Annotated in this window: 16 protein-coding genes; 9 read left to right on the forward strand and 7 right to left on the reverse strand. The window is 63.5% G+C overall.

Features of this window, described 5'->3' with window-relative positions; genetic code table 11:
- Positions 1-94 precede the first annotated feature (94 nt).
- Positions 95-883 (reverse strand): alpha/beta fold hydrolase, encoded by a 789-nt coding sequence (locus BSG19_RS00995; protein WP_092984027.1) that lies wholly within the window; start codon positions 881-883, stop codon positions 95-97.
- Positions 884-1,094: 211 nt separating this feature from the next.
- On the opposite strand from BSG19_RS00995, the gene BSG19_RS01000 reads away from it, so the two are divergent.
- Together BSG19_RS01000 and BSG19_RS01005 are read left to right on the forward strand one after the other, a co-directional pair.
- A complete protein-coding gene (locus BSG19_RS01000; protein WP_062473826.1) occupies positions 1,095-1,340 on the forward strand; it encodes a zinc-finger domain-containing protein in 246 nt (81 codons plus the stop codon).
- A 15-nt stretch (positions 1,341-1,355) separates the two neighbouring features.
- The gene (locus tag BSG19_RS01005; protein ID WP_092984029.1) at positions 1,356-2,582 is read left to right on the forward strand and encodes an FAD-dependent oxidoreductase; all 1,227 of its coding nucleotides are present in this window, start codon (positions 1,356-1,358) and stop codon (positions 2,580-2,582) included.
- Positions 2,583-2,681: 99 nt separating this feature from the next.
- On the opposite strand, the gene BSG19_RS01010 is transcribed toward BSG19_RS01005, so the two are convergent.
- Positions 2,682-3,878, reverse strand: coding sequence for a cystathionine beta-lyase (locus BSG19_RS01010; RefSeq protein ID WP_092984031.1), 1,197 nt, complete (start codon positions 3,876-3,878; stop codon positions 2,682-2,684).
- 403 nt (positions 3,879-4,281) lie between these two features.
- Here BSG19_RS01010 and BSG19_RS01015 point away from each other — a divergent pair, with 403 nt between their 5' ends.
- The 5 genes from BSG19_RS01015 to BSG19_RS01035 all read left to right on the forward strand — a co-directional run bounded on the left by BSG19_RS01015 (position 4,282) and on the right by BSG19_RS01035 (position 10,559).
- Entirely contained in the window at positions 4,282-5,310 is a 1,029-nt protein-coding gene (locus tag BSG19_RS01015) for an amino acid ABC transporter substrate-binding protein (protein ID WP_092984033.1), read from the forward strand.
- Between the two features lie 90 nt (positions 5,311-5,400).
- On the forward strand, positions 5,401-6,612 hold the full coding sequence (locus tag BSG19_RS01020; protein WP_092984035.1) for an amino acid ABC transporter permease: 1,212 nt from the start codon (positions 5,401-5,403) through the stop codon (positions 6,610-6,612).
- Between the two features lies 1 nt (position 6,613).
- Positions 6,614-7,768 carry an amino acid ABC transporter permease gene (locus BSG19_RS01025; protein ID WP_092984037.1) on the forward strand — a complete coding sequence of 385 codons (1,155 nt, stop codon included), beginning with the start codon at positions 6,614-6,616 and terminating at the stop codon, positions 7,766-7,768.
- 14 nt (positions 7,769-7,782) lie between these two features.
- Complete coding sequence (locus tag BSG19_RS01030) at positions 7,783-8,553, forward strand: amino acid ABC transporter ATP-binding protein (protein WP_092984039.1); 771 nt, start codon at positions 7,783-7,785, stop codon at positions 8,551-8,553.
- A 272-nt stretch (positions 8,554-8,825) separates the two neighbouring features.
- Positions 8,826-10,559 carry a M10 family metallopeptidase C-terminal domain-containing protein gene (locus tag BSG19_RS01035; RefSeq protein ID WP_170865819.1) on the forward strand — a complete coding sequence of 578 codons (1,734 nt, stop codon included), beginning with the start codon at positions 8,826-8,828 and terminating at the stop codon, positions 10,557-10,559.
- 383 nt (positions 10,560-10,942) lie between these two features.
- On the opposite strand, the gene BSG19_RS01040 is transcribed toward BSG19_RS01035, so the two are convergent.
- The 5 genes from BSG19_RS01040 to cysG form a co-directional block, all read right to left on the reverse strand.
- Entirely contained in the window at positions 10,943-11,755 is an 813-nt protein-coding gene (locus tag BSG19_RS01040; protein WP_092984043.1) for a ferredoxin--NADP reductase, read from the reverse strand.
- 202 nt (positions 11,756-11,957) lie between these two features.
- On the reverse strand, positions 11,958-12,470 hold the full coding sequence (locus BSG19_RS01045) for a DUF934 domain-containing protein (RefSeq protein ID WP_092984045.1): 513 nt from the start codon (positions 12,468-12,470) through the stop codon (positions 11,958-11,960).
- 1 nt (position 12,471) lies between these two features.
- Positions 12,472-14,145 carry a nitrite/sulfite reductase gene (locus BSG19_RS01050; RefSeq protein ID WP_092984047.1) on the reverse strand — a complete coding sequence of 558 codons (1,674 nt, stop codon included), beginning with the start codon at positions 14,143-14,145 and terminating at the stop codon, positions 12,472-12,474.
- A gap of 150 nt (positions 14,146-14,295) precedes the next feature.
- Positions 14,296-14,619 carry a DUF2849 domain-containing protein gene (locus tag BSG19_RS01055; protein WP_092934081.1) on the reverse strand — a complete coding sequence of 108 codons (324 nt, stop codon included), beginning with the start codon at positions 14,617-14,619 and terminating at the stop codon, positions 14,296-14,298.
- Positions 14,620-14,621: 2 nt separating this feature from the next.
- Positions 14,622-16,085: a siroheme synthase CysG gene (gene cysG / locus BSG19_RS01060; protein ID WP_092984049.1), complete on the reverse strand. Its 1,464-nt coding sequence runs from the start codon at positions 16,083-16,085 to the stop codon at positions 14,622-14,624.
- Between the two features lie 230 nt (positions 16,086-16,315).
- On the opposite strand from cysG, the gene BSG19_RS01065 reads away from it, so the two are divergent.
- Together BSG19_RS01065 and mazG are read left to right on the forward strand one after the other, a co-directional pair.
- Complete coding sequence (locus tag BSG19_RS01065) at positions 16,316-16,903, forward strand: deaminase (RefSeq protein ID WP_092984051.1); 588 nt, start codon at positions 16,316-16,318, stop codon at positions 16,901-16,903.
- A gap of 43 nt (positions 16,904-16,946) precedes the next feature.
- Positions 16,947-17,786 (forward strand): nucleoside triphosphate pyrophosphohydrolase, encoded by an 840-nt coding sequence (gene mazG, locus BSG19_RS01070; protein WP_092985457.1) that lies wholly within the window; start codon positions 16,947-16,949, stop codon positions 17,784-17,786.
- Positions 17,787-17,808 lie beyond the last annotated feature (22 nt).

Genomic DNA, 17,808 nt, shown 5'->3' on the forward strand with positions numbered 1-17,808 from the left:
CGGGTTTCCAAACAGACCCCGTCACAATAGGGCAGTTCCACGCGATTTTAAATGGGGGGTCGTCAGCCTTCTTCGTTCCCGGCCTGATCCGTTCCTAGTCGCCCGGCTCGTTCTCCGCCAGAAACGCCAGAACCGCCTTCTTGAACACGCGGTCGCCGACGGCGAGCATGTGGTCGCGGTTGGGAATGTCGATGGCGACCGCCTGCGGCATCAGATCGGCAAGCGCCTGCCCCGAGCCTGCGATGTCGTCCTTCGTCCCGACGCCGATCAGGGTCGGCACGTCGATCCGGCCCATTTCGGCCTCGGTCAGAAGCTCGCGCGATGTCGCGATGCAGGCGGCAAGCGCTCTTTTGTCGCTCTTCGTCTGGTCGGCGAACATGCGGAACATCCGCCCGCGCTCATGGGTGACATCATCGAGCGACGGCGCCAGCAGCGCGTCCGCGATCGGGTCCCAGTCGCCCACGCCCGTCACCATGCCGATGCCGAGGCCGCCGAGCACCAGCGTACGCACCCGGTCGGGATGGGAAAGCGCCAGAAATGCCGATACCCGCGCACCCATCGAGTAACCCATGACATGCGCGGAACCGAGCCCGAGATGCGTCAGCAGGGCCGCGGCATCGCCCGCCATGGCATCGGGGTGATAGAGCGCCGGATCGGTCGGCTTGCTGCTGGCGCCGTGGCCGCGATTGTCGAGCGCGATCACCCGGTAGCCGGCATCGCCCAGCGTTTTCAGCCAACCGGGAAACACCCAGTTGACGTTTGCCGACGATGCGAAGCCATGGATCAGCAGCACCGGCACGCCGGCCGGATCTCCCGCGTCGAAGTAAGCGATATCGAGCCCTTCATGGCGAAAGCTCGAAAATGGTGGCGGCGACAGATCCATTTCAGCGGGTCCCCTCATGTCATCCGTCTCCCTTACTGCCCGCCGCCGCGCGAAAAAACCCGTGCCGTGCAAAAAACGCGGTTGCCTGCCGGCAATCGTCTACCTTTTTCCGCCAAACCGGCCTAATGTCCGCTCCGAAAGCGCCCGGACCGAATTGACGCCCCGGCGCGCCAGATAGACGCGACAGACAGACGAGACAGTGGAGAACGACATGGCCGGGCACGGTATTCCTCATTTCCAGAACGATGGCGGTCACGCGGTGATCGAGGTCGGCGTCAAGGAATTCATGTGCACCGGCGCCTCCGTGCCCTACGACCATCCGCACATCTATCTCGATATGGGCGACGACAACGAGAAGGTCTGTTCCTACTGCTCGACCCTCTTCCGCTTCAATGGCGCGCTGAAGATGGATGAAACCCGCCCGACCGGCTGCCTGTTCCAGACGAAGGCGGCCTGATCCGGCGCCCGCGGGATGCCACATCCGGCGCCCGCCGATGGCAGCCTTCCGCAGCTTAAGGTCGCGATCGTCGGTGCAGGCATCGCCGGCCTGACCAGCGCATTGGCGATGGCCGCCAGGGGCATCGCCGTCGATGTCCTGGAGCGCGCTGAGAGCCTTGATGCGGTTGGTGCCGGCATTCAGCTTTCGCCCAACGCCACCCGCATCCTTCAAGCTCTTGGCCTGACCGATACGCTCCGCGCATTCTGGTTCGAGCCGGACGAGATTCGTCTTGCCGATGGCCGCAGCCTTCAGACGCTCGCGACCGTCCCCTCCGGGGCCTTCGCCCGCCGCCGTTGGGGCGCGCCCTACGCCGTCATATCGAGGGCAGATCTCCAGCGCACGCTGGCAGATGCCGTCCGGGCGCATCCGCTCTGCCGCCTGCATCTCGGCGTATCCCTCGGCGACCACACCCCGGCAGCCATCGCCCGTCACACGGGCGAAATGCCCGACCTCATCGTCGGCGCCGACGGTGTCCGCTCCAAAGTCCGCGATAGCATCTCCGGCCCGCTGTCCTCGCATCCAGCCACCGCACGCTTCTCCGGCAATGTCGCATGGCGGCTGACCCTCCCGCCACGCAGGCCGGTGCCGCCGCCTTTCGATCCCACCGTGGTCACCGCCTATCTCGGCCGAAACGCCCACCTCGTCGCCTACCCCATGGGAAACGATGGCGGCCTCAACCTCGTCGCGATCGGCAGCGGGCGCGCATCGGCCGAATCGGAAGCTGGAAAGGCTGTGACCCGCGCCGCCGTCGCCGATCTCTTTGCCGGATGGAGCCCCGCGCTCCTCGCCGCCCTCGAATCGGCCGATCCGCTCGGTGCCTGGCCGCTTTATGAGGTCTCGGACGGCCCGTGGCACGACGGCACCCGCGTTCTCATCGGCGATGCCGCTCACGCCATGATGCCGTTTGCCGCCCAAGGCGCCGCCATGGCCATCGAGGATGCCGCAGCGCTTGCCGAAGCTCTGGCCAACGCCCTCACGCACAGGATCGACATCCGCAGCGCCCTCGACAGCTTCGTGGAGAGCCGCAAGCCCCGCATCGAAAAGGTCCGCGCCCGCGGCGCCTTCAACCGCTTCGCCTACCACGCATCCGGCCCCGTCCGTGTTGGTCGGAATTTCGTTCTATCGCTGCGCACACCGGAGCGGCTGGCCGAAGATTTCGACTGGCTCTACGGCCACCGCCTCCCCGGCCTGTTGTCCTAGAGCATTTCCAGCCGAAGCGGGATCGCTTCGGCGTCGGACAATGCGGAGGAAACAAGAGGACAGAGTATTTCCGGTGAACCCGTGTTCACCGGAAATACTCTAGGCGCTGACCGCCGCAGCCGCCGCAAATCCGGCTTCCAGATCCCGCCGCAGATCCGGCACGTCCTCAAGCCCGATCTGAAGCCGGATTACCGGTCCCTCGGCGGGCTGCTTGCAGATCGTGCGGTCCGAGAGGCCGACGACGAGCGCGAGGCTCTCATACCCGCCCCAGGAATAACCGAGCCCGAAGAACGAGAGCGCATCGAGAAACGCATGCGCACGCGCCTTGACCTGTGCCGGATCATCCACCTTGAGCACGAAGGAGAAGATACCGCTCGCCCCGGTGAAATCGCGCTTCCAGATGTCGTGGCCCGGAAAACTCGGCAGTGCCGGATGCAGCACCCGCGCAACATCCTCGTGCTCCTCCAGCCAGCGGGCGAGGTTCAGCGCGCTTTCCTGGTGCCGCTCCAGCCGCACGCCCATGGTCCGCAGCCCGCGCAGGATCTGGTAGCTGTCGTCCGGAGAACCGCAGATACCGAGCGTGATCGTCGCCTCGTGCAGCTGTTCCCAGTGCTTGGCATTGGCGGAAACCGTGCCCATCAGAATGTCGGAATGCCCGCTCGGATATTTCGTCGCCGCATGGATCGAGATATCGACGCCATGATCGAGCGGCTTGAAATAAAGCGGCGTCGCCCAGGTATTGTCCATCGTGACGACGCAGCCATGCTTGTGCGCGACCCCCGAGATGGCCGAGATATCCTGCATCTCGAACGTGTTGGAGCCCGGCGCCTCGGTGTGCACCAGCCGCGTGTTCGGGCGGATGAGCGCCTCGATGCCGGCGCCGATGGCGGGATCGTAATATTCGACCGTCACGCCCATCCGCTTCAGCATCGTGTCGCAGAAATGGCGCGTCGGGAAGTAGACGCTGTCGACGATCAGCGCGTGATCGCCGGATGAGAGGAAGGCCAGGAACGGCACGGTCACGGCTGCCAGCCCGCTCGGAACGAGAATCGTGCCGGCAGACCCCTCAAGCGCATCGATCGCTTCGCACAGGGCATCCGTCGTCGGCGTGCCACGCGTGCCATAGGTGTATGTCTGCGCCCGCGTCTCCATTGTCCGCGCATCGGGAAACAGCACGGTGGACGCCCGCACGACCGGCGGGTTGACGAAGCCGTGATATTCGGACGGCACATTTCCCGTATGCGCCAGCCGCGTATTCACGCCCGCCGTCGCCAGAAAATCCTGCTTGTCGCTCATGTCGTCCGTCCTTTTCTTCCCCGAAATGCGGCCAGACCGTATCCCGTTATCCGCATGAATTCTGCCGGCCGGCACGCCTTACGCGCACCGTTTCAGGCACCCCTTTTCGGGCGAGCCCGACGCAGCGGTCAAGCCCATGATGGAAGGTTATCTCGGGCTTACTCCGGAATTGCCTAGAATTTACGCAGGACACTGCACTCGCCAACAGTATCGGTTTAGAAAAGAGGCAGAATAGGTGATAATGTTGGAACGGCCTAGAAATTCGGCAACGTCACTTGACCCGTCCCGGTTTTACGAATGAGATAGACCCACTCGCGCCAGGAGGGTGGCGGGGGCGCTTCTTCCGGCAAGCCTAACGGTGGCCAGGGTGAGAGCGACAAGAAACAGAAAAAGGGTCTAAAGAATGGCAAAGAAAATTCTCCCGATCGTGATCGGCGCGGCTGTCCTGGGTTTCGGTGCCCATGCAGCGTCCGCCGGCACGCTCGATGACGTGAAGGCCAAGGGCTTCGTGCAGTGCGGCGTGAACGGCTCCAACCTCGCCGGCTTCGGCGCTCAGGACTCTTCCGGCAACTGGACCGGCCTCGACGCCGACCTCTGCAAGGGCGTTGCCGCTGCCGTCTTCGGCGATGCGACCAAGGTCAAGTTCACGCCCCTGTCCGCCAAGGACCGTTTCCCCGCGCTGCAGTCCGGCGAAATCGACATGCTCGCCCGCAACACGACCTGGAGCGCAAGCCGCGACAGCCAGCTCGGCTTCGACTTCCGCCCCGTCAACTACTATGACGGCCAGGGCTTCATGGTGAAGAAGGAACTCGGCGTGAAGTCGGCGCTCGAACTGAACGGCGCCTCCGTCTGCGTCCAGTCCGGCACGACCACCGAGCTCAACCTCGCCGACTACTTCCGCGCCAACAAGATGGAATTCAAGCCCGTCGTGTTCGAAGCGCAGGACGAAGCCGACGCTGCCTACAATGCCGGCCGTTGCGACGTCTACACCACCGACCAGTCGGGCCTCTACTCGATCCGCCTGAAGATGGCGAACCCGGACGATCACGTCGTTCTTCCGGAAATCATCTCCAAGGAGCCTCTCGGACCGGCCGTTCGCCAGAACGATTCGAAGTGGTTCGACGTCGTCTCCTTCACGCACTACGCCATGATCACGGCGGAAGAATTCGGCATCACGCAGGCGAATGTCGAAGAGATGAAGAAGTCCGAGAACCCGGACATCAAGCGCTTCCTCGGCGAAGAAGCCAACAGCACGCTCGGCGCCGATCTCGGCCTGCCCAAGGATTGGGCCGTCCAGATCATCAAGGCCGTCGGCAATTACGGCGAAGTGTTCGAGCGCAACGTCGGTCAGGGCTCGCCGCTCAAGATCGAACGCGGCCTGAACGCGCTGTGGAACAAGGGCGGCCTGCAGTACGCACCGCCGATCCGCTAACCGGAAGAAAACGAAGAGGCGGGCCTGTCCCGCCTCTTCTCATTTGACGTGAACACCCGGACAAAAGGGTGACCGACAGGGGATATGTGAATGGCAGCAAACGACGTCCAGATACGGGGCGGCGAGGATCGACCGACCGCGTCGCTCATCTACAATCCCGTCTTCCGAAGCATCCTCTTCCAGATCGTGATTCTGACCGTCGTCGTCGGGTCCATCTATTTCGCGGTGAGGAACGTCGCCGCCAATCTGGCAAGTTCGGGAATGGCCAGCGGCTTCGGCTTTCTCAACAGCCGCGCCGGCTTCGATATCGGCGAATCGCTGATCTCCTATTCGGCTGATTCGACCTATTTCGAGGCGCTCAAGGTCGGCTTGCTCAACACATTGCTGGTCGCTTTCTTCGGCATCATCACGGCAACCATCGTCGGCCTTCTCGTCGGCATCGGCCGCCTGTCGAAGAACTGGCTGATCGCCAAGCTCTGCACGATCTACGTCGAGGTCTTCCGCAACATTCCGCCGCTGCTCGTCATCTTCTTCTGGTATCTCGGGGTTCTGGCGCTGCTGCCGAGCATCCGCACCATCTTCCAGCATGTGAAGGACAATCCCGGTGCCGTGTTCTTCGTCAGCAATCGCGGCATCTATTTCCCGGCGCCCATTGCCGGCGACGGCTTCGGCTATGTTCTCGCCGCTTTCGCGCTCGGCATCGTCGCCGCCATCGGCTTTACCCTGTGGGCCAATGCGCACCAGCTGAAAACCGGCATCCGGCCGCCCGTCCTTATCGTCAATCTCGGCCTGATCGTGGCCCTTCCCATCCTCGTCTTCTTCCTGCTCGGCAGTCCGATGACGCTGGATTATCCCATCCCCGGCTCGTTCAACATGCGTGGCGGCACGGTCATCGGCCCGGAATTCCTGGCGCTCTACCTGTCGCTGTCGTTCTACACCGCCTCGTTCATCGCCGAGATCGTGCGGGCGGGTATTCGCGGCGTCTCCACCGGGCAGACGGAAGCCTCCTATGCGCTCGGCCTGCGCTCGGGCCTCACCACCCGCCTTGTCGTGCTGCCACAGGCGATGCGGATCATCATCCCGCCTCTGTCCTCGCAGTTTCTCAACCTGATCAAGAACTCGTCGCTGGCCGTCGCCGTCGGCTTTCCGGATCTGGTCGCGGTCGGCAACACCATTCTCAACCAGTCGGGCCGCTCGATCGAGATCATCTCCATCTGGATGCTGATCTATGTCTCGATCAGCCTGATCACCTCGGTCATCATGAACTGGTTCAACGCCAAAATGTCACTTGTGGAGCGCTGAGATGGCCAAGAATATCGCTTTTGTCCGTCACGACTTCATCGCGCCCGAAAAGCCTCCGACCACGGACTCCTCCGCCGTCGGCTGGCTGCGGAAGAATATGTTCGCGACGCCGACCGACAGCGCCCTGTCCCTCATCGCCATCATCGCGGTGCTGTACTACCTGCCGGGCGCCATCGACTGGCTGTTCCTCTCCGCCGTCTGGACCGGCGCCGACCGCTCGGTCTGCACCACGGCGGCGCAGGGCGGCATCCAGCCGGATGGCTGGACAGGGGCCTGCTGGGCCTATGTCAACGACCGCTTCGTCCAGTTCATGTTCGGCTCCTACCCGCGCGACCAGCTCTGGCGTCCGCTGCTGGTCCTCGCACTCGCCGTCGGCCTTCTCGTACCCTTCCTGATGGCGAAAGTGCCGCGCAAGGGCCTGAACGCCATCCTGCTTCTGTTCGTCATGCCGCTGGTCGCCTTCTTCCTGCTGGTCGGCGGGTGGTTCGGCCTGTCGCATGTCGAGACGTCGCTCTGGGGCGGGTTGATGGTCACCCTGATCCTGTCGTTCGTCGGCATCGTGGTGTCCCTGCCGCTCGGTATCGTGCTGGCGCTCGGCCGGCGGTCGGAAATGCCGATCGTCAAGACGGCCAGCGTCCTCTTCATCGAGTTCGTTCGCGGCGTGCCGCTCATCACCGTGCTGTTCATGGCGAGCGTTCTCCTGCCGATGTTCCTGCCGCCGGGCACGCCGGTCGACAAGTTCCTGCGCGCGCTGATCGGCGTTTCCATCTTCGCCGCCGCCTATATGGCGGAGGTCATTCGCGGCGGCCTGCAGGCCATTCCGAAGGGTCAGTATGAAGCGGCCGATGCGCTCGGCCTCAGCTACTTCCACAAGACCACCTTCATCATCCTGCCGCAGGCGATCAAGCTGGTCATTCCCGGCATCGTCAACACCTTCATCGGCCTGTTCAAGGATACCTCACTCGTCACCATCATCTCGATGTACGACCTGCTCGGCATCGTGAAGGCCAGCTTCGGCGACAGCGGGTGGAGCACGCCTGTTACACCCTTGACCGGCCTGATTTTTGCAGGTTTCGTCTTCTGGATCTTTTGCTTCGGCATGTCACGCTACTCAGCCTCCGTCGAGCGTCGTCTCGATACCGGCCACAAACGATAAATCGGGGATCACCAATGGCTCAAGCTGCCCAGAATCTGTCCGTCTCCTCCACCGACGTCGCCATCGAAATCATCGGCATGAACAAGTGGTACGGCGATTTCCACGTCTTGCGTGACATCAACCTGAAGGTCATGCGCGGCGAGCGCATCGTCATCGCCGGCCCATCGGGCTCCGGCAAATCGACGATGATCCGCTGCATCAACCGGCTGGAAGAGCACCAGAAGGGCAACATCTTCGTCGACGGCATCGAGCTGACCAACGATCTGAAGAAGATCGACGAGGTCCGCCGCGAAGTCGGCATGGTGTTCCAGCACTTCAACCTCTTCCCGCATTTGACGATCCTCGAAAACTGCACGCTCGCCCCCATCTGGGTGCGCAAGATGCCGAAGAAGCAGGCCGAGGAAATCGCGATGCACTATCTGCAACGCGTCAAGATTCCCGAGCAGGCCAACAAGTATCCTGGCCAGCTCTCCGGCGGGCAGCAGCAGCGCGTGGCCATCGCCCGCGCGCTCTGCATGAAGCCGAAGATCCTCCTCTTCGACGAGCCGACCTCCGCGCTCGATCCGGAAATGGTCAAGGAAGTGCTCGACACCATGGTCAGCCTTGCCGAGGAAGGCATGACCATGCTCTGCGTCACCCACGAAATGGGCTTCGCCCGTCAGGTCGCCAACCGCGTCATCTTCATGGACCAGGGCCAGATCGTCGAACAGAACGCGCCCGCCGAGTTCTTCGACAACCCCCAGCACGAGCGCACCAAGCTGTTCCTCAGCCAGATCCTGCACTGACGCTGCGACAATCGCGCTGAAGCCTGTTGCGTGAAAAAGATTTCACGCGACAGGCTTTCATCGCATTTCCCGACGCCTGTCATCATCGCGAAACCACGACACGCTTTTGCCCGTCGCGCCGGTGACGCGCCGCTTGAGCTTAATTCCGAACATCCTTATGCTGACGGAACGGGGTGGAGACATGCGCGCGGATGACGTCCGTCGGAAGTACGCAGAACGTCTCGGCGGCTGAATGGGGGAAGAGCCGTGTCTCTTCCGGAGGGAGTGGGGAAATGACAGGCATCAAGACACCGTCGACGACGATCTTGGCGACGGGCAATGCGAATATCGATGGCATCCTTTCAAATGATGCCTGGAGCGGCGGGGTTCTGACCTACGCCTTCCCAACCTCCCGGACCGACTACGACTATGACGACGATGGCGATGTCCTCGGGAGCTTCTCTCCCGTCTCGCAGCAGCAGGTCGGCGCAGCCTTGTTCATCATGGAGCAATCCAGCGGCAACGCGGCCGATGATGGCTTCTCTCTGGAAGGCTTCACACTTCTTGACATGAGACGCGGCAATCCTGCGGACGCCACCTTGCGTTTCGCCGGCTCGGACGCTGCCAACCCCACAGCCTTTGCCTTCTACCCCGGCCCTTCATCCGTCTCGGGCGACATCTGGTTCGGCGACGAATATGCGGGAACGGATCTCGATTACCTCAAGCCGAAGGCCGGCAATTATGCCTGGCACACGCTTGTCCACGAGCTCGGCCACGCGCTCGGCCTGAAGCATGGGCACGAAGCGGAGGAAAACGCCGCCCTGCCCCGGAATGTGGACAGCGTCGAATTCACGGTGATGACATACAAGGCCTACATCGGAGCATCGCTCGACGGCTATACCTACGGCCCGTACGATGCGCCGCAGACGTTCATGGCTCTGGATATCGCGGCCTTGCAGACCATGTACGGCGCCGACTACAGCGTCATGTCGGGAGACACGGTCTATCGCTGGACGCCGAAGGCCGGCGTAACGATCATCGACGGACAGACCGCCATCTCCCCCGGCGCGAACACGATCTTCGCGACCCTCTGGGACGGTGGCGGCAAGGATACGTTCGACCTGACGGCATACAAGACCAATCTCTCGATCGATCTGCGCGCCGGCGGCTTTTCCGTGTTCGACAAGGCGCAGCTCGCCGATCTCGGCGGCGGCCCGAATGGCGGCCATGCCCGCGGCAACATCTTCAATGCCTTTCTGCACGACGGAAACACCGCCTCGCTGATCGAGAACGTCAGAGCCGGCTCCGGCAACGATCGCATCGTGGGCAATGAAATTGCCAATGTTCTCTCCGGCAATGCCGGCAAGGACACCATTTTAGCGCTGAACGGAAACGACATCCTCATCGGTGGCGCCGGGGCCGATCTGCTTGACGGCGGCAACGGCATCGACACCGCATCCTATCTCGATGCAACCGGCGCCGTTACGGCGAGCCTGCTCAAGCCGGGCGGAAACAAGGGCTTTGCGGCGGGAGACACGTTCCGGTCGATCGAGAATTTGAATGGGTCGACATTTGCCGATACGCTGACCGGAGACAACGCCGCCAACCGCATCGATGGCGGCAAGGGCAACGACCGGCTGAGCGGCGGCAACGGTAACGACATCCTGATCGGCGGAGCCGGCAGCGATATCCTGACGGGCGGAGCGGGCGCGGATACCTTCGTCTATGTCAGTTGGACGGAGTCGCAAACGGCTGTGAAACAGCGCGACACGATCACCGACTTTTCGGCCGGCGGTGGCGACCGGATCGACCTGTCCGGCATCGATGCCAATCTCCTGCTCGACGGCGTACAGCATTTCCGGTTCATCGGCACGAGCGCCTTCAGCAGCACCGGCGGCGAACTCCGCACCACGACGCTCAAGTCCACGACCACCGTCTACGGCGATCTCAACGGAGACGGCACCCCGGATCTCGCCATCTATTTCGACGACCGCCTGAGCCTGCACACGGGCGATTTCATCGTCTGACGAGGCCGTGCGCGCCCTAACCCGCTCCCCGCTTGGCGGAGATGAGAGACATGGCCCGTTCGAGCGTCAACATGACATGAGGCAGCGCCACAAGTCCCTTCGCCCCGCTTGGCGGGGAGAAGGTGGCGGCAGCCGGATGAGGGGCTGCTACGAGCCTTGCAGGTACGGCGGCCACTCGTGCTCCGTGAGCCTTAAGCCTCTGGCAACGCTTCTGCAGACGCGGTCTTGACCGTGGAACGAGCGTCACGAGGCGTCTCCCCCTTGGGGGTAGATGACCGGCAGGCCAGCGAGGGCCTGTCTAGCCACCGTAAGAGCCCCGCCTGGCAGCAGCCGGATAAAAGGCGCGCTGCATGTCCAGCGCCCTCTTCCTCAGCTCAGTAAAATTACCCGACGAACGCCCGTTCGATCACGAATTCGCCCGGCTTGTTGTTCGCGCCTTCGGTCAATCCCGCCTCTTCGAGCAGCAGCTTCGTGTCCTTCAGCATCTCGGTCGAGCCGCAGATCATGCCGCGGTCGATCAGAGGGTCGAAGGCGGGAACGCCGAGGTCGGAGAAGAGCTTGCCGTTGCGGATAAGGTCCGTGATGCGGCCACGGAAGGGATAGTCCTCGCGCGTCGCCGTCGCGTAGTGGCGCAGCTTGTCCCCCACCACTTCGGCCAGGAACTCGTGATTGCGGATTTCCTCGATCAGGTCGAAGCCATATTTCAGCTCGGCCACATCACGTGTCGTATGCGTCAGGATGACCTCGTCGAACTTCTCGAAGGTTTCCGGTTCGCGGATCAGGCTGGCAAAGGGCGCAATACCGGTGCCGGTCGAAAACATATAGAGCCGCTTGCCGGGCGTCAGCGCGTCCAGCACCAGCGTACCCGTCGGCTTCTTGCGCATCAGCACCTGATCGCCGGGCTTGATAGCCTGGAGATGCGAGGTCAGCGGACCGTCCGGCACCTTGATTGAGAAGAACTCAAGCTCCTCATCCCAGGCAGGGCTGGCGATCGAATAGGCGCGATAGACAGGCTTGCCGTCCACCATCAGGCCGATCATCGCGAACTCGCCCGAGCGGAAACGGAAGCCAGCCGGTCGCGTCATGCGAAAGCGGAACAGGCGGTCGGTATAATGCGTGACGCTCGTCACGGTCTCGGCAAATACGCCGGCCGGTACGGTTGCGGCGAAATCCTCGGTCTTGGCCGGAGCATTCATGTTTGCGTCTCATCCTCGTAGGCAGGTCGAGCCGGAGCCCGAAACGGAGCGAGCGAAAGGCTGACTGCGCCTCTCAGGTTTTCATGCGCGGAATATTCCAAACCGGCGCCCAAGGAAAGCAATTCCATTTCAAAATACGGCCGGAGCGGAGATTGCCGCGCGGCATCCCCGCCTCCACATCGCCGCAGATGAACAGGCCGGATCAGGAAACCCGCCGCCAGCTGTAGGAGCCGGCTTCCGGAGAGGGCCGCGCCGTTGGCTGGTAGTGGTTGTCGATACCGGGCAGCCGCCCTTCCCCGAGCCGCTTCAGCGCCGTCGCATTGGTCACGGCAAAGCTGTCGATGCCACAGCGCAGCATCAGCGGCACCTGGTCGATCAGCACGTCGCCGATGGCGCGGATCTCCCCGTCGAACTTCAGCCGCGTCCGCAACAGCGAGGCATGGCTGAAGGCCCGCCCGTCGTTGAAGGCGGGAAAGGCGACGGCGACAAGCGCGATGTGGTCGAGATAAGGCTGAAGCCGCGTCACGTCGTCCGCCGGGTTGATAAGCACACCAAGCCCGGTCTCACCGGCTTCGGCCTTTTCGATGAAGGTCATCAGCCCATGGATCGCGCGCTCGTTCGAGCCGGCCTGCGTCTCCCCGGTCTCGGGAACCTCTGCCTCGAGAACCCACGCATCGTCGGTCACGAAACCGGTCGTCTTCCAGATCTGCGTCATCTCAGGCGGCTTCCTGTTCCTTGGCGCCGTACAGCGCGTCCTTGAAGGGCTGCGGCCCCACCCGGCGATAGGCGGCGAGGAAAGTCTCCTCCTTCGAGAGCCGGAGGCCCAAATACGTGTCGACGATGGTCTCCACCGCATCGGTCACCTTCTCCGGCTCGAAGCCGCGTCCGATGATCTCGCCGATCGAAGTCGTCTCGTCGCCGGAGCCGCCCAGCGTGATCTGGTAAAGCTCGGCCCCCTTCTTCTCCACGCCCAGCAGGCCGATATGACCGACATGGTGGTGGCCGCAGGCATTGATGCAGCCGGAGATCTTGATCTTCAGCTCGCCGATATCGGCCTGACGGTCCGGATCGCCGAAGCGCGTGGAAATCTCCTGCGCCACCGGAATGGAGCGGGCGTTCGCCAGCGCGCAGTAGTCGAGCCCGGGACAGGCAATGATGTCGGTGATCAGCCCGGCATTCGCCGTCGCCAGCCCCGTCGCCACCAGGCCGCGATAGACGGCCTCGAGATCGGCCAGCGCCACATGCGGCAGGATGATGTTCTGCTCGTGGCTGATGCGGATCTCGTCGAAAGCATACTCCTCGGCAATATCGGCAACGGCTTCCATCTGCACGTCGGTCGCGTCGCCCGGAATGCCGCCGATGGGTTTGAGCGAGATCGTCACCATGCCATAGTCGGGGTTCTTGTGCGGCGCCACGTTCTGGTGCACCCAGCGGGCGAAATCCGGATCGGCCTTCTTCCAGCTCGCAAGGTTCGCCCAGCCCTCGGGACGCTCACCCAGCGCCGGCGGCGCGAAATAGGCGGAGATCGCGGCGATATCGGCGTCGGGCAGCTTCAGTTCGGTGTTCTTCAGCTGCAGGAATTCCTGCTCCACTTGGCCCGCCAGCACCTCGGCGCCGGTCTCGTGCACGAGGATCTTGATGCGCGCCTTGTACTTGTTGTCCCGCCGGCCATGCAGGTTGTACACGCGCATGATCGCCGTGGTGTAGGAGAGCAGATCCTCTTCCGGCAGGAAATCGCGGATCTTCTTGGCGATCATCGGCGTGCGCCCCTGCCCGCCGCCGACATACACGGCAAAGCCGATGCGGCCCGCCTCGTCCTTCTTCAGGTGCAGGCCGATATCGTGCACCTGGATGGCGGCGCGGTCGCGCTCGGCCCCCGTCACGGCAATCTTGAACTTGCGCGGCAGGAACGAGAACTCCGGATGCACCGACGACCACTGCCGCAGGATCTCCGCGTAAGGCCGGGGGTCGGCGACCTCGTCGGCGGCAGCACCGGCAAAGTGGTCGGCCGTCACGTTCCGAATGCAGTTGCCCGAGGTCTGGATGGCATGCATCTCGACGCTCGCGAGGTCGGCGAGAATGTTCGGCGTGTCGGAAAGGGCCGGCCAGTTGTACTGGATGTTCTGCCGCGTGGTGAAATGCCCGTAGCCCCGATCATACTTTCGCGCGATATGCGCCAGCATCCGCATCTGCCGGCCGTTCAGCGTGCCATAGGGAATGGCGACGCGCAGCATGTAAGCGTGCAATTGCAGATACACGCCGTTCATCAGCCGCAGCGGCTTGAACGCGTCCTCGGCAAGCTCGCCGGACAGGCGACGTTCCACCTGATCGCGAAACTGCTCCACGCGGGCGGATACGAAAGCATGATCGAATTCGTCGTAGCGATACATCGTTTGTCTGTTCCTTGAAGCCGTGAAGGCCACGCTTTTCGAGCGAGACGCCCCGCCGGAACCCCGGCGAAGATCGCGCATATCTCCTGACCCGCTTGCGCATCTCCTTAAACCAGGCCCGGCCTGAGGAAAAGCAATGCAGCGGGAGATTTATCCCGCGGGTTGAACCGCCGCCACGTGGTGCAGGCCCTTGTAGCCCGGCGCATAGTCCATCGTCGGCCCTTCCGCGCGGATCCGCTCCCGCAGCCGCTGAGGCCGCAGCACGCCATCCACTTCCACCACCTCGATCACGTTGACGTCGACGACCTTGTTGTCGGCAAAGGCTGCCTTGCCCGCCGCTTCCAGTGCCGTCACCGCCTCGGCATGACGCGCGATAAAGGCATCCTGCAGGCTCTCGCCCCAGTTGCCGGCCGCATCCAGCCAGACGGAAATACCGTCGGACAGTCGGTTGGCCGTCAGAACCTTGTCACTCATCGTCATGCTCCTTGCACGTCATGTTGGTCTGCCCGCTGCGCCGCAGACGGCGTCGCCAGTTGCGCCGAAGTCCGCTGCGACAGCGGCTCGGACCGCTCGAAATTAGCACCCGCCACCGCATCGCCGATGATGACCATCACCGGCCCGTCCAGATCGTCCCGCGTCTCCAGCCCCGGCAGTTCGCAGAGCGTCCCGTGCAGCAGCCGCCGGTCGGCCCGGCTGGCATTTTCCACCACGGCCACCGTTGTGTCCCGGTGCAGCCCGGCAGCCATCAGCCGTGCGGCGACCGAGGCGGCGACGGTGCGCCCCATATAGACGGAGATCGTCGCGCCGGAGACCGCCAGTCGCGCCCAGTCGGGCAGCACGTCGCCGGCGAGATCGTGGCCGGTGGTGAAGATCAGCGACGATGCCACGCCGCGCAGTGTCAGCGGCAGCTCGAAATCGGCAGCCGCGGCGAAGGCGGAGGTGATGCCCGGCACGATCTCGTAGCCGATACCCGCTTCCCGCAGCGCCGCCATCTCCTCGCCCGCCCGGCCATAGACCAGGGGATCGCCGGACTTCAGACGCACGACCCTCTTGCCTTCGCGGCCGAGACGCACCAGCAGCTGGTTGATCTCATCCTGAGACTTCGAATGGCAGCCCTTGCGCTTTCCGACCGACAGCCGCTCGGCGTCGCGCCGCCCCATATCCACGATCGCCTGCGGCACCAGCGCATCGTAAACGAGCACGTCCGCTTCCATCATCACCCGCTGGGCACGCAGCGTCAGCAGGTCCTCGGCACCCGGTCCGGCGCCCACCAGATAGACGCGGCCCTCGACCACGCTGCCGGCCTTCAACAGGCGCGTCGCCTCGCGGCGCGCGGCGGAAACGTCGTTGGCAGCCACATGCGCGGCAACGCCGCCGGTAAAGAACCTCTTCCAGAACTGGCGGCGCGGCGCCCCGCGCGGCAAAAGCTTCTCGGCGGCGATCCGGTAGGACTGCGCAAGCGCCGCGAGGTTGCCGAGCGACGGCTGAAGCAGCTGGTCGATCTGCGCCCGGATCATCTGCGCGAGGATCGGCCCCGCGCCCTCCGTGCCGATCGCCACGGCGACAGGCGCGCGGTTGACGAGCGCTGGCGTCAGAAAATCGCAATGCTCCGGCTGGTCCACGGCATTGGCGGGAATGCGCGCGCTACGCGCTGCCGCCACAATTTTCCGGTCCTCGGCGGCGTCACCCGTCGCGGCAAACACCAGAACAGCGCCTTCGACCTGCGCCGCGTCGAACGGCGCAGCAATGCGGGAGATCCCCTTGTCCGTCAGGAAATGTGCATAATCCGCCTCGGCATCGTCGGCATACGCGACGATCCGCGCCTGCGTGTTCAGAAGCAGGCGAACCTTGGCATAGGCCTCGTCGCCATTGCCGAACACCGCCACGCACTTCTGCGCAACGCGAAAAAAAGCCGGGAATACGGTCAGTTGCTCGCTCATGACGATGGGGGATCTGTCCTTTCAGGGTTCGGGTAGATATCGCCCATCCTACGCGCAAATTGAAGAAACAGAAATCCGCCAGCCCTCAGCCTCGCGTATTCTTTTCCTCATGCACGTGATTATCGGAGCAAATGTGACCCGGTGCCGCCAAGCGATGCATTGCGCAGGCCACGCAATGCCCGTTAGATGAGCCCGCCGACCACCCCGCAGCTCACAGGGAACAGCGCCCGATGTCCACCGATCCGCTTGCCGCCCGCCTTCTCTCCGTCATTGAAAACGACATCCTGCCACTGACGCAAAAGGGCGTTGCGGCCGGCAACAAGGTCTTCGGCGCCGCCATCCTGCGCAAGTCGGATTTCTCCCTCGTCGTCGCCGAGACCAACAACGAGACGGAGAACCCACTCTGGCACGGCGAAGTCCACACGCTGAAGCGCTTCTACGAGCGTCAGGTCGGCCACGACACGAAAGACCTCATCTTCCTGTCGACCCACGAGCCCTGCTCCATGTGCCTCTCGGCCATCACCTGGGCCGGCTTCGATAATTTCTATTATTTCTTCAGCCATGAAGACAGCCGCGACAGCTTCGCCATTCCGCACGACCTCGTCATCCTCAAGGAGGTCTTTCGCCTTGAGCCCGGCGGCTACGCCCGCCAGAACGTCTTCTGGCGCTCGGCCGCCATCGCCGATCTCATCGCCACCAGCGACGAGCCCGACCGCGAGAGCCTCAAGTCGCAGGACGCCCGCATCCGCCGCCGCTATCAGGAATTGTCCGACGCCTATCAGTCCGGCAAGTCCGGAAACGCCATTCCCCTTGCCTGACAACGCTTCCCCTGATGCAGAAATCCGCCCCATGACCGACGCGATGCAGCCCTCACGCGACATTCAGCAGCTCCTCGACATCATGTCCGCCCTGCGCGCGCCCGAGACCGGCTGCCCGTGGGACATCTTCCAGACCTTCGAGACCATCAAGCCCTATACGATCGAAGAGGCCTACGAGGTCGCCGACGCGATCGAGCGGGACGATATGGACGACCTCTGCGAGGAACTCGGCGATCTCCTGCTGCAAGTGGTCTTCCACGCGCAGATGGCGCAGGAGGCCGGCTCCTTCGACTTCGGCAATGTCGTCGAAGCCGTCACCCGGAAAATGATCCGCCGCCACCCCCACGTCTTCGCCCGCTCGGATGCCGACACGCCGGATGCGGTCAAGGTTCAGTGGGACGCGATCAAGCAGGCCGAAAAAGCCGAACGCCGGGACCGCCGCCTCCGCCGCGGTCTCACCGACGACGCGACCGGCTTCCTCGACGGCGTCCAGCGCCACCAGCCAGCCCTGAGCGAGGCCCTGAAGCTCCAGCAGCGCGCCGCCAAGGTCGGCTTCGACTGGTCGGAACCCGAGCCAATCCTCGACAAGATCGAGGAGGAAATCGCGGAGCTGCGCGAAGCGCTCCGCAGCGGCGATGCTGCGAAAGTCACCGACGAACTCGGCGACCTCGTCTTCGCCATCGTCAATATCGGCCGCCACACCGGCACCGACCCCGAAATGGCGCTGCGCGGCACCAACACCAAATTCCGACGCCGCTTCCGCCACATAGAGACGGAACTTCAAGCATCAGGCGAAAGTCTGGAGGCGGCAACACTGGAACGAATGGAAGCCCTCTGGCAGGACGCCAAGGCCATCGAGCGCGCGCTCGACGGGACGCGGTAAGTCAAGGAAAAACCCTCTCTGG

Source organism: Rhizobium sp. NFR03 (genome assembly GCF_900111275.1).
Classification (GTDB): Bacteria; Pseudomonadota; Alphaproteobacteria; order Rhizobiales; family Rhizobiaceae; genus Ferranicluibacter.